Origin of the sequence: Methylotetracoccus oryzae, from assembly GCF_006175985.1 — a bacterium.
Lineage (GTDB): Bacteria > Pseudomonadota > Gammaproteobacteria > Methylococcales > Methylococcaceae > Methylotetracoccus > Methylotetracoccus oryzae.
This window is the reverse complement of record NZ_SRSH01000003.1, coordinates 209,843-227,490: the sequence shown is the minus strand read 5'-3', so window position 1 is coordinate 227,490 and position 17,648 is coordinate 209,843. Positions and strand designations below refer to the sequence as shown.

Below are 17,648 nucleotides of genomic sequence, written 5' to 3'. Positions count from 1 at the left end.
CTCCCTTCATCAGTAATATTGCTTACGATGGACCCATTCTCGCACTTCGGGATCGGCTCGATAGGCATCCTGGTGGAAGGAAAAGCCCTCCCTGTATCCGCTGCGAAGCGCGTCAGTCGCCGCGTTAATTTGGGCCTGCTTTGAGGCCGCCTTAACTTTTCGCCACGCCCAACGGGCAACTTGGTAGGGTAATCGAGTGGTTATCCACACCTGCGCCGACCTACTACGTAGTTTTGTGTAGGAGTCAGATATACCTTGATTGAACCCACGCTGATGGAAATAGCGCAGCGTCATTCGCTCGGACGTTACCTTGTGATAGACCGACGCGCCGGAGTGAAACATGCACTTAAGACCCTGTTTCGAGATCCAGCGCGAAACATGCGACTCCCCATCACCACGGAAACGAATCAGTTCACGAGGCATCCCGTCTGGATGGAACCCACCGGCCTTCATCAGAACCTCCTTCCGGATCGCGAAGTTGCAGCCCCAGACATACATGGGGTCGATTTCCCTCACGCCCTCTGGCAGTTCGAGGATGCTAAGCGAAGCCAGACACCTGCCACCGATATGCCCTGGCTCAGCCCAAAGCTCTAGCAGCCAATCTGGCGGCGCCCCCACAAATTTCGGCAGATTATTTCCACCGACCAGAGCCACCTTCGGATCCGAAAATGCGTCGTCTATCGCTGCGAGCCAAGTCGGGAACGCCTCGATGTCGTCGTCGGCAAACACGAGAACATCACCGCGTGCCGCATTCATCCCCCGGTGTCGCCCGACGTGAAGGCCGGGTGTCGCATCGTAAATGTACCGTACGTTAGGGCAACGCCGGCGGAATGACTCGACGACCTGCTTCGTGTCATCGGTAGAGCCGTTGTCCACCACAAGAACCTCGAACTGCTCCACGGGCAATGTCTGCGCGTTAATTGAATCCAGACATAGCGCCAAAAAATTAGCGCGATCGCGGGTGGGAATGATGGCACTTAGCATGCTTAGCCTTTGATCGTGCCCCACCACATGTTTGGCAGGCTCTCCACGGAGTCAACCAACGGAAGAACGTCCTCGTTGACGACGCGCTTTACGCCATCAGCCCATCCCCAGTCATGGAAGACCACAACGGAACCGGGTTTTAGGAACTTTTTATAAGCTTCCCAATCCGATTTCACGCCCTGGTATGAGTGGTCTCCGTCGATAAAAAGCAGGTCCAGTTCCTCGATGCTATTCCGAATAGTCTCGACCACATCCGTGCTGAATCCCCTAACGCTTCTCACCAAACTCAGAAAAGGCGCTGTGTTTTTCACAAACTGCGCAAATGTATCCCAACCACCCTCAGACATCGCGTCGTTATTCCATGTATCGACACAAATCACCTGACCTGCACCGCGAGCCTTCAACTGCGCCGCAAAACAGCATGCAGACGCACCCAAATATGATCCTATCTCTAAAATTATCTTTTTGTCATTCGCCAGCCGGTAAAGCGCCAACCTTTCCCTGTAGGTCAAATCAGATTTCACACGAAACGACGATCTCAATGGTGGATAGCGGAGAATGTAGTATCTCCTCTTGAGAACGCTTTTGAGATTCTCTAGCATCGACACTCTTAGAATTCGTAACCGGGACATCGCATAAACCGAAATGAATGAGATACCTTAAAATATTCCGCCAAATAGGCCACACATAATGTACGGAACCACGTCGGAAACATCGCCCCTTCATTGGTAGAACTGGCCATCTCGGGGTGACCATAGACAAATGGTTCCGAGAGCCGAAAAACGAACCCCCCATCAGCTACCTGATTCACCAATACCCAGTTGAACGCCCGTGCCAAGGCAGCCCGGATCTCTCTTTGCTTTTCAGGTACGAGTGCTGCAAGCCGGATCAGTAGGTCTACGGAATCGATGTCCTCACAGGCGCTTGAGTTAGGGCAAACCCCGAACCCACCGATACTATTCTGAGTGCGCAATACCAACTCCACAATTCGATCGGCGTTTCTTATTGGAATTTCATCGTAGAAGAATAAAGGAAACAAATGATAGGCGAACTGTACCGCCCTTGATAGTTGGACGGGGTCGTTTTGGTTGAAGGTGCACCATAGGCCGGTATTTGAGTTTGTCTGTTCCGCAAGAAATGTCTGTATGAATCTTATCGCCTTTCCGGCGTGCTCGTCATTCCACGCATCGCGCTGATATTGTAGCGCACATCCGATGTTCATTATCTTGTTGTCAAGATCGCCGGCGCTCTCTATTGAGCCATGCCAGTTAAAGCCCTCAAGCCATCGCTTTAGCTGCGCAACGTCGTAATATGCTTCCAAGAAGTGGAAGGGCATCTTTGGCGTACCACCTAAATCTGTATAGGCGCTGATCATGTGCAAAGCGAGGTGTCGCGCCCCCCACCAGTCTTCTGATGGGTAATTTTCCGAATCTAAGACGGGGTCATAGTACAAACCGTCGTCAGCGTTTTGAAAGCTATCGAAATACTGGATCCAACTTGATTTAGCTTGGCCTGATAACTCGTCAAGTTTGCCGAGAAGAGAATATATCATGCACGCGTAAGCAGAAGCATACAGTGTCGGCCGATTACAACTGGCTGAGTATTTAAACGCGAAGCTTTGTTTTACACTCAAGCCTTCAGTGAAATTTAGGACAGGTTGGCGAAAGCTCTGATAGTCGAAAGTCTGGGCAATGTCTTGGTTGAGTGTCCTAGCCGGAAGTTGACGCTTAAACCTCACCGACCGAACATGGTTGGCAACCCTGCGTATAAGTCGCCTACTAAGATGGTAGATCATGCCGTTCTCTTTTTCCGCGCAAACGCTTCAAGGACTTGGGCCAGGACTTTAGTTTCAGACAAAAAGATCAGGAGAAAAGTTATCGCTATACCAGACGCCAACCCCACTATCCCATTGATTATAGGTTCCCGGAAGGTGAAAATAAGCGCAAAAAGCACTGCAGGCAAACACAGGATACTGATCTTCAACATATACCTTATCGTCGGGATAATTTGAATAGACAGAACCACCTTTGCGACCCAGAAGTGAATAGTCAAGGCCCCTAAAGCTAAAGCCAATCGTGTCCAGAGAAAGACTGAGAAGCCATGCCTGACACTGAGCAAGTAACCAATGGCGTAGAAAAGAACCATTACCGCCATAATCTTTGTCTCGTTCGCGGGGACACCTAAAGCCCGATACGCTTCACCATTGGCGCCGACTACCCAAGAATATCCATGCATCAGCGCCAACACTGAGATAACTTCGGCGACTCCATACCACTTCGCACCAAACGTGAAATCGGCGATAAAGAAAGCATTCGCGCAAAGGATTAGAGCAATAGGAATAGCAAGTAATGTGATCAACTTAATCACACGAAATAGGTCCGATTGGACCCGCTCTATGCTTCGTTGGACACCTGAGAAGTAGGCGTAGACGACAGGCATGACCGGACCAAAAACAAGACCATAAATCATGGACACGAATGCATTTCCGGTGCGGAATAGTCCCAAGTCATGCGGACCGAAGTATCGTCCGACAATCAATGAGTCAGCCCAGCTATAAACCCATGCTAATAGGGCAGTCGCCGCCACCCATCCACCAAACCTTGTTAACCTGTAAGCCGCTTGGGTATTGAACTGCATGCTGGGACGCCAAGGACTGGTGAGCCAGATGAGCGTTACTTGTAATGCCTGGCCAGCAATAGATCCGGCAACCAACGACCAATAGCCGAAACCATACCATGCAAGCGGAACGGAAGTGAGCCCCGGTAATGCCACAGTCACGAACCGGACCCAAAACAGGTGCTTGAACTGCATGTCTTTCTGCAGCAACGCCACATGGACCGAGATCGATGCTGCCAGGAACACCTGGATTGCCATCACCTTTAATACGGAGGCCACTCGTGCGTCATGAAAAATCCCCTCGGCGATGACATCGGAACCGGCGACGAGCGCTGCGGCAACCAAGATCCCACATCCGTTATTGATCCAGAATGCGGCACTCGCTGCCGATTGGCGATCACCCTGATATTGAATGATCGCCTTCCCCATCCCGGCTTCCCAGAAGATCTGAGAGAAGCTGATGACCATCGTAGCCGCGGCAACCACACCGTAATCTTCCGGAGTGAGCAAGCGCGCCAGCACCACGAAAACAGCTGGGCCCACTGCCTTTGAAGCAAGTTCGCCCAGGAAAGACCATTTCAAAGCATGGAGCACCGTGTGATGCTGATTTCTCGCCTCGTCCTTAACGTTCGCGCCCCGCTCCGTGGCGGGTACCTGCGCCTCGCCGAGCACGTCGGGGGCAATTAGCGCCTGAGAGGAACGCGGGCTGGGTGCTGACGCGGGCGAGGGCTTCACCTCCATACGTTCTGCTGAACTCGATTCCGTGGATCGGCGCTTCGAGCAGGCCACCGCGAGTAGGTACCCGAACGCCAACATCGCAAAGGCGATGCCTGACCATCCGCTTGGGATGAAGGACGCACTCAAGAGCACGCCGACTGCGCCTAGGATTGTACTGGTACCGATCAATACCCGCGCCCTGGTCTTCCGGCTGTGACCAAGCTGCACCGACAGATACCAAGGGTGGGGCAAGCAGGAGCCGCACCCGTCGGCTCGAAATCCACGCGGCAAAACGGAAGCCAGGAAATGGAGCATGGGCAGTGCGAAAGCCCACAGCAGCGTTGCTGTTGGCACACTGCCCGAGTACCAGGCCGTTGCCCCAAACCAAACTGCGACCCCACCCGGCAGCAATGCACCCAGAAAGCCAAAGCGATGTGCGGTCAGCCCTCGGAATCGGGAAAGCGCGATGAATAGCGCGGAGCCCATCAGCGCTACGAAGAGCCCTGGGGTTTTGCTGACGGGGAGCAAACCCGTGTCAAGCCATCCGGCGAACAGGACCCAACAGATTGCGACCCAAGGAACGCACAGAGCGACAGCGACCACCTTGTCGGCGTGCACCGCGGCATCGATGAACCTCAGCATGCACAGGGCTAACAGGAAAACGATCAAGAGGTCCCATGGAAGGACCCATGCGCCCCACAATTCCGCGAGGCGCCTAACTAGATCGGGCAGCATGGCTGGCGAAGCTCTAAACCCGATTTGGCAAGCGCCCAGCACAAAGGAGCACCGCGCGAAGTCCGGCTCCTGCCCGGACAGAAGTTATCTTCAGCGAGCTGTATCCACGGAAGAGTGGATTTTCTGGCCAGCGTGGGGATGCATGTACTGTCATGGCTGGTGGGTTGCCGCCACGGTGAGAAGACTGCTCGCCGGCGAGCAGAAGGATTTGTGACGTCCACGCAGATGAGCCGCGATACTTCTCGGGTGGCAGGCTGGTCTCGGTCCCTGGCAGCGATGAAAAGCACAGAGCAAAGCATCTCCTCTAATCACCCAAGCGGCAGCGCTTCAAGGGTTCGTTGCTTTCATCCGCTAATTGCGGGGCCACTCAGAAAACTGTCGAAATAGGCGATCGTGCGCCGCAGCCCTTCTTCAAGTTGGACTGTTGGTTCCCAGCCCAACTCGGCCTTGGCCACGCCAATGTCCGGCCTGCGCTGCGCTGGGTCATCGCTCGGCAAGCTCTGGTAGACAACTTCCGACCGAGACGCGGTCAAATCGATGACCTTCTCGGCCAGTTGCTTGATGGTGAACTCGCCCGGGTTGCCCAGGTTCACTGGACCGGGCAGTTCATCGCGCGTCGCCATGAACCGTACGAATGCTTCGATGAGATCATCCACGTAACAGAACGAGCGCGTCTGGCTACCATCACCATAGAGCGTAATCGGTTCGTTCTTGAGGGCCTGCACGATGAAGTTCGAAACGACGCGCCCGTCATTTGGATGCATCCGTGGGCCATAGGTGTTGAAGATTCGCGCCACCTTGATCCGCAGGCTGTGCTGCCGTCGGTAGTCGAAAAACAGCGTTTCGGCACAGCGCTTCCCTTCATCGTAACAGGAGCGAAAACCGATCGGGTTGACCCTGCCCCAGTAACCCTCAGGCTGTGGGTGCACTTCGGGATCCCCATATACTTCGCTGGTCGACGCCTGGAAGATCTTAGCCTTCACCCGTTTAGCAAGACCCAGCATGTTGATGGATCCATGCACGCTGGTCTTGGTAGTCTGCACTGGATCGAACTGGTAATGGATCGGCGACGCGGGGCAGGCCAAGTTGTATATCTCGTCCACTTCCACGTAAAGTGGAAAGGTTATGTCATGCCGCATCAACTCGAAATGCGGATTATCGAGGATCTGGAGTAGGTTTTCTTTCGCCCCCGTGTAAAAGTTGTCGACGCAGAGTACGTCGCACCCATCCTGCAGCAAACGCTCGCAGAGGTGAGAGCCCAAAAAGCCGGCGCCGCCGGTGACGAGAACGCGTTTTCTAAGGCTGGAGCGCATGGAATTTCTCGTACCGTCTGATAGATGGTTAACAATACTTTGGTCGTCTTGGTGGGAGAACTCCAGAATCAAGCGAAATCGCCCCTCATCCAAAGTAACGTCCCGTTCGGCCGCGTTCTAGAGTCCTATACCGGACTGACCCGATAATCCGGATTACCGTCGTGACATGATGGCTATCGGTCTTTCGCTTTGTCGGCGGATACATGCTACCAAAGCCGCACGATCGATATGGTTGCGACAGCATTCGCCCGATCTACTGGGACGGTGGCATCGGATCATTTAGCCCCAGCTCGTTGCGCAGTTTTTCCACTTCCTCCCGCAGCGCTTCATATTCGGCCTCCTTGCGCGCGAGATAGGTGCGCATCAGACGCAAGCGCATATCGATGCCGCTTGGCGTAAGCACATACAAATAACCAAGTTTTTTGTCACTGCGCCGGAAATTCTCAGCTTTTATCAGCCCTTTCTCGACCAGTGCCTTAATCAGATAGTTGGTTTTCCCAAGACTGACCAAAAGAGCCTCGGCCAGTTCGCGCTGACTGATCTCGGGTCGCTCCGCAAGTATCTTAAGCACTTGAAGGTGGGCTTGTTCCCGTGGCGTCATCCGCGCACCTTACGGTCAAATCCCCGCAGGCCTGCGTTGACTATAAAGCACTTCAGCTTCTGGTTTCCCCCTAGTACGCGCAACTCCAGATTAATCTCCTCAATTGTGGATGCTGTGGCCCCGTGGTCATGGCCGGTTTCGCTTGCCCTTGACCCGTCGAGCCTGTTCACTCGGCAGAACTCCATCAGTATGAGCCGTGGCAAGCAGTGCGTACGAGGGCAATGCGTCGGGCGTCCACCGGAGCGACGAATGAAGACCGCTCAATCCTTCCGTCCTCCCCGGACGGTCGCTTTGGGCACGCTACCGCTGTGCGGAGTCAGGATGGGACCTGGCACCGGTGCTCGGTCGCATGTGAACCGCCTCGCGCCGATCTTTACAGTGGCCTGAGCCGCGGGCAATCGATTTTGGGCGGACCGTTCATTTGTTGAACGGAAGGATAACGTGGGTCGACGAACGTGGCAAGTTACGCGTCGGGGCACAAATGGTTTAGACAGTAGCGCCGTTTTCGCAATAACATGTTGACGCGAGCGGGGTGCCCCGAGAGTTTCCAGCTGACGAGGAATGCTTTCCGTATCAACAACTAACAGACGGGAATTTTCCAAGGGGTGGTCAGAAATGAAGTTGGGCAACATACCCTGCATTTGGGACTGAATTCCTGTCGCCATCTGCAACCCATGAATAACCGGATGGGCTTGTCGGGATTGATCCTGGAAGACACACAGTTTCTTGATCTCATCATTTTAAGGCGATCCCCTATAACGCTCTGCGGCATAAATCCGACGCCACCCTTTGATGTCGTCCAAGATGTGTGGCGGCGTGCCGGACTATCGCGCAACCCCTTATCCTCGTCGTGCCTGATACTTAACCGATAGAAGAAGTCCAATTAAGCCATTGATTGCAGATGTGGGGATAGACGCATCCTCTCCGTTGGCAGGATGTTGAGGCCGTGAGTTGCGGCTATCGGGCGAGGCCGGGTAGCCCGGGAATTCCGTGGATTCCTGCGTTCGCGGGAATGAAGGGTCAGAGTTCCGTGGGAATGGCAGGTGAAGCCTCCCCGGCGAACCAAGCACCTGAATGCGGTGCGCGAACGCTCGAGCATGGACGGAGCGACCCCGCGGCAGGTGCCGGGTTCGGCACGTACCTGACCAGCGCTCGCATGACGATGCGATCGTGCAATTGCTTACGCTGCCCGTAGCATAAGCCGATGCGTTACCCATAAAGTCCACACAGCTGAAGGCTAGACCGTCGCCAAGCTTACTGCTAATGTTCGCCCATGTAACATCAATGCGCCTGAATTGGGCATTTGAGTGGCGCCGAGAGGCTCACGGGTGGGGATTTGATCAAGGGACACGAAGAGGCATTTATGCTTCCACCGCAATTCCTTATCTACATCGCATGGTGATCTAACACAGCTATTCCGGGGTCCTCCTGTAAGTATTCCTGGCATGGATGTGTCGTAGGAAAGCCTGAGATTCCCGGACTGGTGTCGTGTTACCGTAGGCGGGCGACCTGACCCATTGGACCGCATCAATGGCTTCAGTCAACACACTATCGTTGTAGCTGGACCTGAAGGATGGACACTGTCTGAACGAAGTCTGAAATCGTTATCTTTCGAGGAGTTAGCCCGTGGTTTACAAACTTTCACCGGGTGCCCGTATAGGGATTTTGCTGTGCCCAACGCTGCTCGCCGGGTGCGTGATCGCTCCGGGCCTGAATCTCGACGCGGGGCGCGGCTGGTTCGAATCGGAGGATCAAGCCAAGGAAGAGGAGACTTACACCTTGGTGCCGGTCACTACCGATGTGGTGACGCGGCTGCAGACCGAGCGAACTCAGGCCGTGGCCCGGGACGCCAAACGGGAAATCCCCGCGGATTGGATTATCGATCCGGCATCGCTGGTCTATCGGCTCGGACCTGGCGATCAGCTCGAAGTCGCGGTGTGGGACCACCCCGAACTGAGCATGACGCAGGCACCGACGGCGGCTAGCCCGTCGGCAACCGACGCCGCGCAGACCCAGGTGGGCAGTGGCTTGGCCGCCCTCACGGTCAGCGCCAATGGGGCCATCTTTTTTCCTTTTGCCGGCACCACTAAAGTGGCCGGCAGAACGGTTGAGGAAGTCCGCGAGATCCTCACTCAGGCCCTGGCACGCTACATTGCCGTGCCGCAGGTGGACGTGCGCGTGACGAGTTTCCGCAGCAAGAAGGTGCTGGTTACCGGTGAAGTCATGAAGCCGACTGGCGTGCCGATCTCTGACGTACCCTTGCGCTTACTCGATGCGATCCAGGCCGCCGGAGACGTGCGGCCCACTGCGGCAATGGACCGCGTCAAGGTGATCCGAAAGGACAAGACGCTGACGATCAGCCTGCTCCACATTTATGACTTCGGCCGTTTTGATGAGAACATCGTCTTGCTGCCCGGTGACATCGTCGAGATAGAAAACGCGGATTCCGAGCATGTATACGTGATGGGTGAGACGACGCGTCAGGGCTTACGTCCGTTTGAACGTGGAGGGTTGACACTTGCGGCAGCGTTGATGGGTAGCGCGCAAAGCCCAATTCTGGGAGCCAGCAGCGGCGGCGGCAACAGTGGCGGTGGCGGCGGTCTGATCATGGCCACGGCCGATGCTTCGCAGATCATAGTCTTGCGGCAAGGGCAAACGAAGCCGATCGTCTATCTGCTGGATGGAAATCGGCCTGACAAACTCGAATTGGCTAGTCGGTTCCCACTTCGCCACAAGGACGTGGTTTACGTCGCGACAGCAAATATCCATAGATTCGGCAAGGTTGTTCAGGCCTTCCAGCCGTTCATCCAATGGGGTACGGTCGGTGCTGCCATTGCCAAATAGCGCGGAACCCAAAGTCGGCTAGGTGTGACTGCAAAATCTGTCGCGCTGGGCCAGCCACCGCTGACCCAGCGTGCTCTTCCGCATAGGCCTGTAAGAATGGTCGTAACAACGCCTTTAGCGGTCGATAGCTTTAGGTAAACCGGTCTTGATCACCCGCGTAACGTCACACGGAACGTCCGAATTAATACCCCGCCCCGGATCATGAAAGAAAGCGAAGAGAAACCCGCCGGCCTCAGCGGCTCGGCGCCTGCGCGCACGGAACACCTGATCGAAGACGAAGGCGACGGCCTCGACCTGTTGCGCTGGTGGGCGATTATCGCCGAGAGCAAATGGCTGATTGCGGGCGTGACGGGTCTTGTGGCTTTGGCAGGCCAGGCTTACCTCTACAAGGCGGTGCCGATTTACGCTGCCGATGCATTGGTGTTGATCGAGGACGAGAAGAAATCGCTGCCGGGCCTCGAGGCGATGATGTCGCTGACACAGGAAGAGGCCTCGACCTCGGCCGAGATCGAGGTCATCAAGTCGCGTATGGTGCTCGGCCGCGTGGTCGACCACTTGCAATTGGATATCGTTGCCAGGCCGAACTTCTTCCCGATTATTGGCGATGCGATAGCGCGCCACTATCAACCGGACTCCCCGGAGTCCATCGCCGAGCCTTGGTTTGGGTTGGAACACTATGCCTGGGGCGGCGAGCGGATCAAGCTCTCCAGCCTGGATGTGCCCAACAGCCTGCTTGGGGCGTCCTTCATCCTGCGCGCTGGTGAAGAGGGGGCGTTCCAGGTTTTTGGGGAAAACGAAAAGCCACTAGTGGAAGGCCGCGTTGGTCAAAAGATCCGTTCTGAGATGGGTGACGGCCAGGCGCTGCAGCTGTTCGTGTCGGAACTGCACGCGCGACCCGGCACCGAGTTCAAAATCACGCGCCTGTCCCCCTTGTCCGCGATTCAGGCGCTCCAGACCAACCTGGTTGTGAAAGAGCGAGGGCGGCAGTCGCAGGTCATAGAACTGACGCTGAACGATCCCGACCCGGTCGCGGTCGTCGATATCTTGAATGAGGTTGACCGTGTCTACTTGCGGCAGAACGTCGAGCGCCGCTCCGAGGAAGCGCAAAAGCAGCTGACTTTCATCGAGAAGCAGCTGCCCGACATGAAGGACCAGCTTGAAACGGCGGAGCAGAACTACAACAGCTATCGCCGCAAGTCGGGCTCGGTGGATCTGCAGCTGGAAACGCAGACCTTGCTAAATCAGATCGTTTCCATCGAATCCGAACTGCGCATGCTCGATCTGCGACGCGGGGAGCTGACGCAGCGCTTTACGCCGGCTCATCCGCAGGTGATCGCACTGGATGCACAGATTGCCGAGACGCGCGCCCGGCTGGATGACCTTAACAAGCGGACAACCAAACTGCCTCAGACGCAGCAGGATGTGCTGAATTACTCCCGTGACGTTCAGGTCAGCACGGAACTCTACACCTCGCTATTGAACAGCGCGCAGGGGCTCCGGGTTGCCAAGGCGGGCACGATCGGCACGGTGCGTATCCTGGACCACGCGATGCACCCCGCGGCGTTGGTGTCACCCAAGGTCTCCCGGATTCGGCTGCTGTCGGTGCTGGGCGGGCTCGCCGCGGGCATCGGTTTGGCATTCCTGTTGCGCACGTTCCGCCGCGGCGTGGAGGATCCGGACGAGATCGAAGGAGGTTTGAATCTGCCTGTCTACGCGACCGTGCCCCACTGCGTGGAGCAGGAAAAGCTGGACAAGCAAATTCGGAAGGCCCCACGTCGCAAGACCGAACCCGCGCACCTCGTCAGCCGGGTCGTCGCCGATGTGGAGCGCGATGCTTTGGCCGTGGAAAGCCTGCGCAGCCTGCGGACCACCCTGCACTTCGCCATGATCGATGCGCGGGAGAATTCGGTCCTGCTAACCGGCCCGACGCCGGGGGTAGGCAAATCCTTCATCAGCGTCAACCTGGCCGCTGTTCTGGCGCAATCGGGCAAGCGGGTGATACTGGTCGATGCCGATATGCGGAAAGGTCATTTGAACCGCTTCTTCGGCTTGCCGCGTGACAATGGCTTGTCGGAATACATCAGTGCTGGCCTGACACTGGACCAGGTGGTACACGAGACCTCGGTCGCAGGACTGCATTTGGTACCCACGGGTGTGATGCCGCCGAACCCGTCCGAATTGTTGATGCATGACCATTTTGGGGAGCTGCTGCAGGAGTTGCAGAACCGTTACGACATCGTGTTGATCGACTCGCCTCCGGTGCTCGCCGCGACGGATTCGATGATCATCGGCCAGCAGGCCGGTGCCACGCTGCTGGTGGCACGCGCGGGCGCCCACCCGATGCGCCAGTTGCGCGACACGGTTAAGCGCCTGGAGAACGCGGGAGTCAACCTGCGGGGCTTCGTGTTCAATGGCATGCCGATCGCGACACGAGGGTACGGCTACGGTTATGGGTACGGGTACGGGTACGGGTACGGATATCGGAAGTACGATTACAGCTATACGTACAAGGACAAGAAGAAAAAGGCGTAACCGCAGACAGGGGGCTTTTCGTACGTAGGGCACGCGGCGTTTAGTGCGCATGGCGCACGCGACGGTTGAGGTTTTTCCTGAACGGGGTGCGCGCAACCACCGAGCGTGTCGTAGCATGCGCCGCGCGCACGTAGGCGAATTGTCGGGCTGAAGCCCAACCTACGGGCCGACCGACGGGCCGACCGACGGGCCGACCGACGCTACGGCTGGGTTGTTCGTGCGCATGGCGCACGCTACGGTTGACCGGCGGGGTGTCGGGCTCAAGCCAGACGGGGGCCCTCTCGGGCAATAGGGACAGAGACACCATGATCGGTAGAACTAACCTCAGACCAGGGACGAATACGCGAAGGTGACACGTGGAATTCCAATGGGACGACCGAAAAGCCGAGATCAACCTGAAAAAGCATGGTGTGTCTTTCCGCGAGGCCGCGTCGGTCTTTGGTGATCCATTGGCGCTTACCTTTGATGATCCCGATCATTCCATTGGCGCGCACAGGCTGCCGACATTCGGCACCACAAGAACCGGTAAATTGGTTTTTGTCTCCCCCTACCGAACGAGATGGATCCATGCGAATCGTTAGCGCTCGACTCATGCAGAAACGCGAGAGAGAGATTTATGAAAAAGGCTAAGGATCAAGATGAAATGAGGCCCGATTATAAAAGAGCGGACCTGGGTGCCGGGGTTCGTGGCAAATATTATGAGGCCTATAACGAAGGCCACAACCTGGTTCTTCTGAGACCTGAAGTAGCGAAGGCGTTTCCGTCAGAGGAAGCGGTCAATGAAGCACTCCTGTCATTGATCAGGATCGCCGAAGCATCCACTGGCCTGACAAAAGACACAAACAGAAGCTCATAAAGGCGCGTGAAATCCGCGGATGCGCCTGACGGCTTATCCGCCCTACGTTTGGCCCACAGAACTCAAGGTTGTTCGTGCGCACGGCGCTCACTACGGTTGACATACGGAGTTCAAGGCCGGCGATGCGGGGACGGCAGCGAGTGAGGTTACCTTCTGCCCCTGCCATGACGTGATCTGATCGTACTCACCCGATGACAGATAAGCTCTCAGGGCCACCCTCCTCTACGCGCCGCGGCAAGCGGCGACGCTCGTCGTCGAAGCGGCGGCAGCGCATCAAGCGGTGGCGTCAGATTGGTTCCTGGGTGCTGCTGGTCCTGCTGCTCGGGCTGCTGCTGCGCTGGCTGGGCGGCTATCGGCCGGCGCCGGCGGTGTATTCCAGTCACAGTCAGCATCAGGCGTTGGTGCAATTGCCGCGCGACGACGCGCCGCACGATGATTACATGGAGTGGTGGTACTACAACGGCCACCTGAAGGCGGACGACGGGCGGGAGTTCAGCTTTCATTACGTGTTCTTCGTCGTCAATTCGGCCGTGGGCTATACGGTGGCGCATGTCGCGCTGACCGATCATCAGACGCTGAAGCGCTACAGCTTCCAGAAGGAGACGACCGGCAATCCGTCCTTCGGCACGCAGGAGCGGTTCGGCTTCGTGCTGGGTGACCTGGCGATGACCGGCGGGGGCGGCAAGGACACGCTGAAGGCGAAGACGCGGGATTTCGCGTTCGAGTTGAAGCTGGAGAACAGCGCCCCGGCCGTGCTGCAGGGCGGCACCGGCTTGCTCGATTTCCATCAGGGGGGCACCAGCTATTACTATTCGCGGCCGCGGATGAAGGTGTTGGGGACGCTGTTGCTGCGCGGCAAGCCGATCGCGGTAACGGGGGAAAGCTGGTTCGATCATCAGTGGGGGGACTTTCACCCGCCCAGCCTCACCTGGAATTGGTTCGCGCTGCAGCTGGACGACGGTGCGGACATCATGCTGTACCAGTTGACCGACGGGTCGTCGGCGCTGCCGATGTTCTCGGGGACGTATACGCGGAATGGGCGGACGGAGGTGCTGCACGAGCCGGAGGTGAGCCTGTCGTCGACGAGTACCTGGATCAGTCCGGCGACCGCCATCCCCTACCCCATCGCCTGGCATGTGCGGATACCAAAGCACGGGATCGACGTGAAGGTCGTTCCGGTCATGCAGAATGCCGAGGTGGATTCACGCCAGACCACGCACACCATTTATTGGGAAGGCGCCGTGAAGGTGGCGGGCAGCCATACCGGCAAGGGGTTTTTGGAGGTCAATCCGACGCAGGAAAAGAAGGCGCCGAAGAAGGGGCCGGCGGATGGGCGGTGAGGGGGGTGGTTGGAGGGGTGCTGGAGGCGTGATTGCCTCCCCTGTAGGAGCCGAGCCCTCTCGGCGAATTGCCATTCGGCCGCGGCATTGGTCGGTTCGCCCGGAGGGCCGGGCTCCTACAGGAAATGCCATATACGGCCAGGGCCGTGGATTCCCGCTTCCGCGGGAATGACGGGGTTGGGAGGCGGAGTTCGGGCCGGCGCACGGCCGCGCTGCGGAGCCGCACCCGCCCTGTAGGAGCCGAGCCCTCTCGGCGAATTGCCATCCGGCCAGGGCATCGGTTGGTTCGCCCGGAGGGCCGGGCTCCTACAGGAAATGCGTAGGTTCTGCCAGGGCCTTGGATTCCCGCCTCCGCGGGAATGACGGGGTTGGGGGGTGCGGCAGTCTCGTAGCACGGAATGCTGGGTGCGTGTTGCGAAACAATCCGTGGTCTTTTCCCGTAGGGGCAATTCATGAATTGCCCCTACATGATCGCGGTCCGTTCATTGCCGTGTCGCGCCGCTTTTTGGTGCGCGGCCCATGCGCGTCCGGCAAGGGTATCGCTCGGTTCGCCCGGAGGGCCGGGCTCCTACCGGTAATCATGGAGCACGAGCCCATCGGCTTGCTGGTGTCTTCCGTCGAATCATTGATGAATGATCAATGAATGCCGACCAAGCTCGACATACCGAGCGTGTTCGAACGCTCGTAACACTGCTGGCAAGGCTGCTGAAATTAACCGTCCGAGCTCTGTATTGGAAACATTCCCCACAGCAATCAACAGTAGTCGCTGCGGCGTGTTCCGCAACAGGAAGGATTGGACAAAGTCGTCATCCTTCGTCACCACAATCCGACCGTGTTGATCTGCGAAACGCATGATTTCAGCGTCCGGTGTCCGATTGCCCAAGTCGAGGTCGAGGGTGTGTACTGCATCGTGCCCCTCTTGCCGCAACCAATCGCAGAGACGGCGCGGTAGTTGGGCATCTACCAGAAATCTCATGCGGCTATGCCATTGATACTCTTCACATGCGCTAATCGTGCAGCGTAGGCAAGAACGGCGAGAATATCTTCCCGTTCGAGATCCTCGTAGTCACCCAGAATATCGTCGATGGTCATTCCCCCGGCTAGCCATTCGAGCACGTTTTCGACGGGATAACGTAACCCCCGAATACAAGGCTTGCCATGACAAATGCTGGGGTCTGTCGTAATGCGGTCAATCGTTTGCATCGCGTTATTGCTCCTCGATCAGTGCAACTCAGTCGCCTGGCGTGCGCTGCGCGCAAGGAATGATGGGTGCGTGTTGCGAAACAGGCCGTGGTCTTTTTCCGTAGGGGCAATTCATTAATTGCCCCTACATGATCGCGGTCCACACATTGCCGTGTCGCGCCGTATTTTCGTACGCGGCGCATGCGTATCCGGCCCGGGCATTGGTTGGTTCGCCCGGAGGGCCGGGCTCCTACAGAGGATCCTGAAACACGGCCTCCAGCGTGTCGGCGTCGAGCAGACGATCGGCCCACAGTTCCAGTGTGTCGGTCGAGGCCTCGCTCAGCTTGGCTTCGACCCACTCGGGCAGTGGCCCGAAGCGGCGGATTAGCAAACGGCGCAAAATCTGGGCTTCGCCTTGGGGAATGCCTTCCAGCTTGCCTTCCAGCTTGCCTTCCAGCTTGCCTTCCCGCCGACCCTTTTCTTCACCGATCAAGATCCCCTTTTTGATCCCAAGTTGTTCGCCTTCCGCTCGGTAATGTTGTGCAAAGCCCATGAGTTCACCTCGTTCGTTGACGTAGGTCGCCCGGTAGCGGGCCTGTTCCTCGTCGGTCAAGTTGGCATAGTAATCGATGAAGTCGACGTATTTCGAGCGCCGGTTCGGATCGCTCTCGAGTTGGATCAACCCGATCTGCGCTGCGGCGTACACGTCCAGTCTCGCTTCGGCCGAATGGGCCATGGTCGGGAGCGCCAAGCGCACGACCAGGTTGTCGCTGTCCTGGTAATCGACCGCCGGCAGTGCGTAAAGGTCGCAGGCGAGGTAGTGAAAGTCGAGATAGGTAGCGCGGTGTCCGCCGAGGCATAAACGATCCGGCCGGGAACCTGATCGCAGAAAGATCACTACGGGGACCACCCGCTCCGTGTCGAGCAGTTCCGCCAAATCGAGGCAGTAGTGCGCCAACCGGTGGATGGAGAAGCGGCCCGTCTCCGTCTCTTCTTCGATCACGAACAACAGCCCCTCGCGGCGTCCATCGGGCCACTCGACGAGCAGCGGGGTGTCCAGTTCGCGGAAGCGCTCACCCAGGCGTTCCTGCAATTGCTCCTGACGCAGCGGCAAAATGCGCGCCCGAGCCAGCACGTCCCGGTCCACTTCCCCGGCCGCAAAGAAGGCCAACGCTTCCTTCGGATAGTCCAGGATCAGGTTCTTGAAGTTCTGATCGTGCATGCGTCCTGCGAGCCCTCGGTGCGTCAGGTCATCTGCCGTCAGAGCCTAACCCCGACGCAGCCGTGCCGCAAGCAGCCAGCGTAGCTCCGAATAGCGCAGCGTATTCGGAGGAATGGAAGCACCAAGTTCGTGCGATTACGCTACGCTAATCGCACCTACGACCCTCTCGGCGAATGAGCATCCGGCCTGGCCATTGGTCGGTTCGCCCGGAGCATGCCGTTGTCCGTGCGCACGGCGAACGCTACCCTGGATCATCCCGTAGCGCGCGCTGCGCGCACGAATGGGCTCAGAAATCGTCCGTTGCGGTAGCCCCGTTTGGTAACCAGCGTCGGTGCGCGGATTTTGGCGGATCGCCCCCGAATCGGTTTTGGGGCTTCCGCTGCGGGCATCTGCCAGGTTCAACCCAGTTGCTTCAGAAGTTCGGCGCATTCGCGACGGAGGACGGGTACGTCACGATCGGCAATGGCCCAGACCACTGCGTGGTTGACGGTGGCGTACTCGTGCGCCAACCGGTTGCGGAAGTCGATGATACGGCGGGCGTGTCCGATCGAGGTGAACAACTCGGGGGCACTCCGAGACAGCGCCGACAAGGCCTCGCCAATGATCGTGAATTCGCGTTCCACAGCCGAGCGAATCAAGCGGCTATTGCGCGGTAGGCATCAAGATCGACGCCTTGAAGGTCTGCCGCGATCGCGTCGCAAGCCTC

15 protein-coding genes are annotated in these 17,648 nt (G+C 57.6%); 5 read left to right on the top strand and 10 right to left on the bottom strand.

Annotation, left to right across the window (positions count from 1 at the left end; genetic code table 11):
• Window positions 1–9: 9 nt before the first annotated feature.
• The 6 genes from BWR02_RS05030 to BWR02_RS05005 all read right to left on the bottom strand — a co-directional run bounded on the left by BWR02_RS05030 (window position 10) and on the right by BWR02_RS05005 (window position 6,966).
• Window positions 10–984, bottom strand: coding sequence for a glycosyltransferase family 2 protein (locus BWR02_RS05030; RefSeq protein WP_139556659.1), 975 nt, complete (start codon window positions 982–984; stop codon window positions 10–12).
• A gap of 2 nt (window positions 985–986) precedes the next feature.
• Window positions 987–1,586: a class I SAM-dependent methyltransferase gene (locus BWR02_RS05025; protein WP_162560022.1), complete on the bottom strand. Its 600-nt coding sequence runs from the start codon at window positions 1,584–1,586 to the stop codon at window positions 987–989.
• A gap of 8 nt (window positions 1,587–1,594) precedes the next feature.
• Window positions 1,595–2,617 carry a prenyltransferase/squalene oxidase repeat-containing protein gene (locus BWR02_RS05020; protein ID WP_162560021.1) on the bottom strand — a complete coding sequence of 341 codons (1,023 nt, stop codon included), beginning with the start codon at window positions 2,615–2,617 and terminating at the stop codon, window positions 1,595–1,597.
• Between the two features lie 158 nt (window positions 2,618–2,775).
• Window positions 2,776–4,959 (bottom strand): lipopolysaccharide biosynthesis protein, encoded by a 2,184-nt coding sequence (locus BWR02_RS05015; RefSeq protein WP_162560020.1) that lies wholly within the window; start codon window positions 4,957–4,959, stop codon window positions 2,776–2,778.
• Between the two features lie 437 nt (window positions 4,960–5,396).
• Window positions 5,397–6,437: a UDP-glucuronic acid decarboxylase family protein gene (locus tag BWR02_RS05010; protein WP_236101935.1), complete on the bottom strand. Its 1,041-nt coding sequence runs from the start codon at window positions 6,435–6,437 to the stop codon at window positions 5,397–5,399.
• A gap of 181 nt (window positions 6,438–6,618) precedes the next feature.
• Window positions 6,619–6,966: a MarR family EPS-associated transcriptional regulator gene (locus BWR02_RS05005; RefSeq protein ID WP_139556655.1), complete on the bottom strand. Its 348-nt coding sequence runs from the start codon at window positions 6,964–6,966 to the stop codon at window positions 6,619–6,621.
• A 1,626-nt stretch (window positions 6,967–8,592) separates the two neighbouring features.
• On the opposite strand from BWR02_RS05005, the gene BWR02_RS05000 reads away from it, so the two are divergent.
• From BWR02_RS05000 to BWR02_RS04980, 5 genes are all read left to right on the top strand, one after another.
• Window positions 8,593–9,810: a polysaccharide biosynthesis/export family protein gene (locus tag BWR02_RS05000; protein WP_139556654.1), complete on the top strand. Its 1,218-nt coding sequence runs from the start codon at window positions 8,593–8,595 to the stop codon at window positions 9,808–9,810.
• A 201-nt stretch (window positions 9,811–10,011) separates the two neighbouring features.
• On the top strand, window positions 10,012–12,342 hold the full coding sequence (locus BWR02_RS04995) for a polysaccharide biosynthesis tyrosine autokinase (protein WP_139556653.1): 2,331 nt from the start codon (window positions 10,012–10,014) through the stop codon (window positions 12,340–12,342).
• Between the two features lie 356 nt (window positions 12,343–12,698).
• Window positions 12,699–12,923 carry a BrnT family toxin gene (locus BWR02_RS04990; protein ID WP_201276157.1) on the top strand — a complete coding sequence of 75 codons (225 nt, stop codon included), beginning with the start codon at window positions 12,699–12,701 and terminating at the stop codon, window positions 12,921–12,923.
• Window positions 12,924–12,958: 35 nt separating this feature from the next.
• A complete protein-coding gene (locus BWR02_RS04985) occupies window positions 12,959–13,198 on the top strand; it encodes a hypothetical protein (protein WP_139556652.1) in 240 nt (79 codons plus the stop codon).
• Between the two features lie 191 nt (window positions 13,199–13,389).
• Window positions 13,390–14,538: a lipocalin-like domain-containing protein gene (locus tag BWR02_RS04980; RefSeq protein WP_139556651.1), complete on the top strand. Its 1,149-nt coding sequence runs from the start codon at window positions 13,390–13,392 to the stop codon at window positions 14,536–14,538.
• Window positions 14,539–15,160: 622 nt separating this feature from the next.
• On the opposite strand, the gene BWR02_RS04975 is transcribed toward BWR02_RS04980, so the two are convergent.
• The 4 genes from BWR02_RS04975 to BWR02_RS04960 form a co-directional block, all read right to left on the bottom strand.
• Window positions 15,161–15,514 carry a DUF5615 family PIN-like protein gene (locus BWR02_RS04975; protein WP_139556650.1) on the bottom strand — a complete coding sequence of 118 codons (354 nt, stop codon included), beginning with the start codon at window positions 15,512–15,514 and terminating at the stop codon, window positions 15,161–15,163.
• Window positions 15,511–15,741, bottom strand: coding sequence for a DUF433 domain-containing protein (locus BWR02_RS04970; RefSeq protein ID WP_139556649.1), 231 nt, complete (start codon window positions 15,739–15,741; stop codon window positions 15,511–15,513). The genes BWR02_RS04975 and BWR02_RS04970 overlap by 4 nt, the downstream gene beginning before the upstream one ends.
• 229 nt (window positions 15,742–15,970) lie before the next feature.
• A complete protein-coding gene (locus BWR02_RS04965) occupies window positions 15,971–16,942 on the bottom strand; it encodes a DUF4351 domain-containing protein (protein WP_139556648.1) in 972 nt (323 codons plus the stop codon).
• A gap of 398 nt (window positions 16,943–17,340) precedes the next feature.
• Window positions 17,341–17,580 (bottom strand): HepT-like ribonuclease domain-containing protein, encoded by a 240-nt coding sequence (locus BWR02_RS04960; protein WP_139556647.1) that lies wholly within the window; start codon window positions 17,578–17,580, stop codon window positions 17,341–17,343.
• Window positions 17,581–17,648 lie beyond the last annotated feature (68 nt).

Bases quoted from the DNA above. Each gene is read 5' to 3' on its own strand.
- BWR02_RS05030 (WP_139556659.1), bottom strand. From the start codon at position 984: ATGCTAAGTGCCATCATTCCCACCCGCGATCGCGCTAATTTTTTGGCG.
- BWR02_RS05025 (WP_162560022.1), bottom strand. From the start codon at position 1,586: ATGCTAGAGAATCTCAAAAGCGTTCTCAAGAGGAGATACTACATTCTC.
- BWR02_RS05015 (WP_162560020.1), bottom strand. From the start codon at position 4,959: ATGCTGAGGTTCATCGATGCCGCGGTGCACGCCGACAAGGTGGTCGCT.
- BWR02_RS05005 (WP_139556655.1), bottom strand. From the start codon at position 6,966: ATGACGCCACGGGAACAAGCCCACCTTCAAGTGCTTAAGATACTTGCG.
- BWR02_RS04995 (WP_139556653.1), top strand. From the start codon at position 10,012: ATGAAAGAAAGCGAAGAGAAACCCGCCGGCCTCAGCGGCTCGGCGCCT.
- BWR02_RS04985 (WP_139556652.1), top strand. From the start codon at position 12,959: ATGAAAAAGGCTAAGGATCAAGATGAAATGAGGCCCGATTATAAAAGA.
- BWR02_RS04980 (WP_139556651.1), top strand. From the start codon at position 13,390: ATGACAGATAAGCTCTCAGGGCCACCCTCCTCTACGCGCCGCGGCAAG.
- BWR02_RS04975 (WP_139556650.1), bottom strand. From the start codon at position 15,514: ATGAGATTTCTGGTAGATGCCCAACTACCGCGCCGTCTCTGCGATTGG.
- BWR02_RS04970 (WP_139556649.1), bottom strand. From the start codon at position 15,741: ATGCAAACGATTGACCGCATTACGACAGACCCCAGCATTTGTCATGGC.
- BWR02_RS04965 (WP_139556648.1), bottom strand. From the start codon at position 16,942: ATGCACGATCAGAACTTCAAGAACCTGATCCTGGACTATCCGAAGGAA.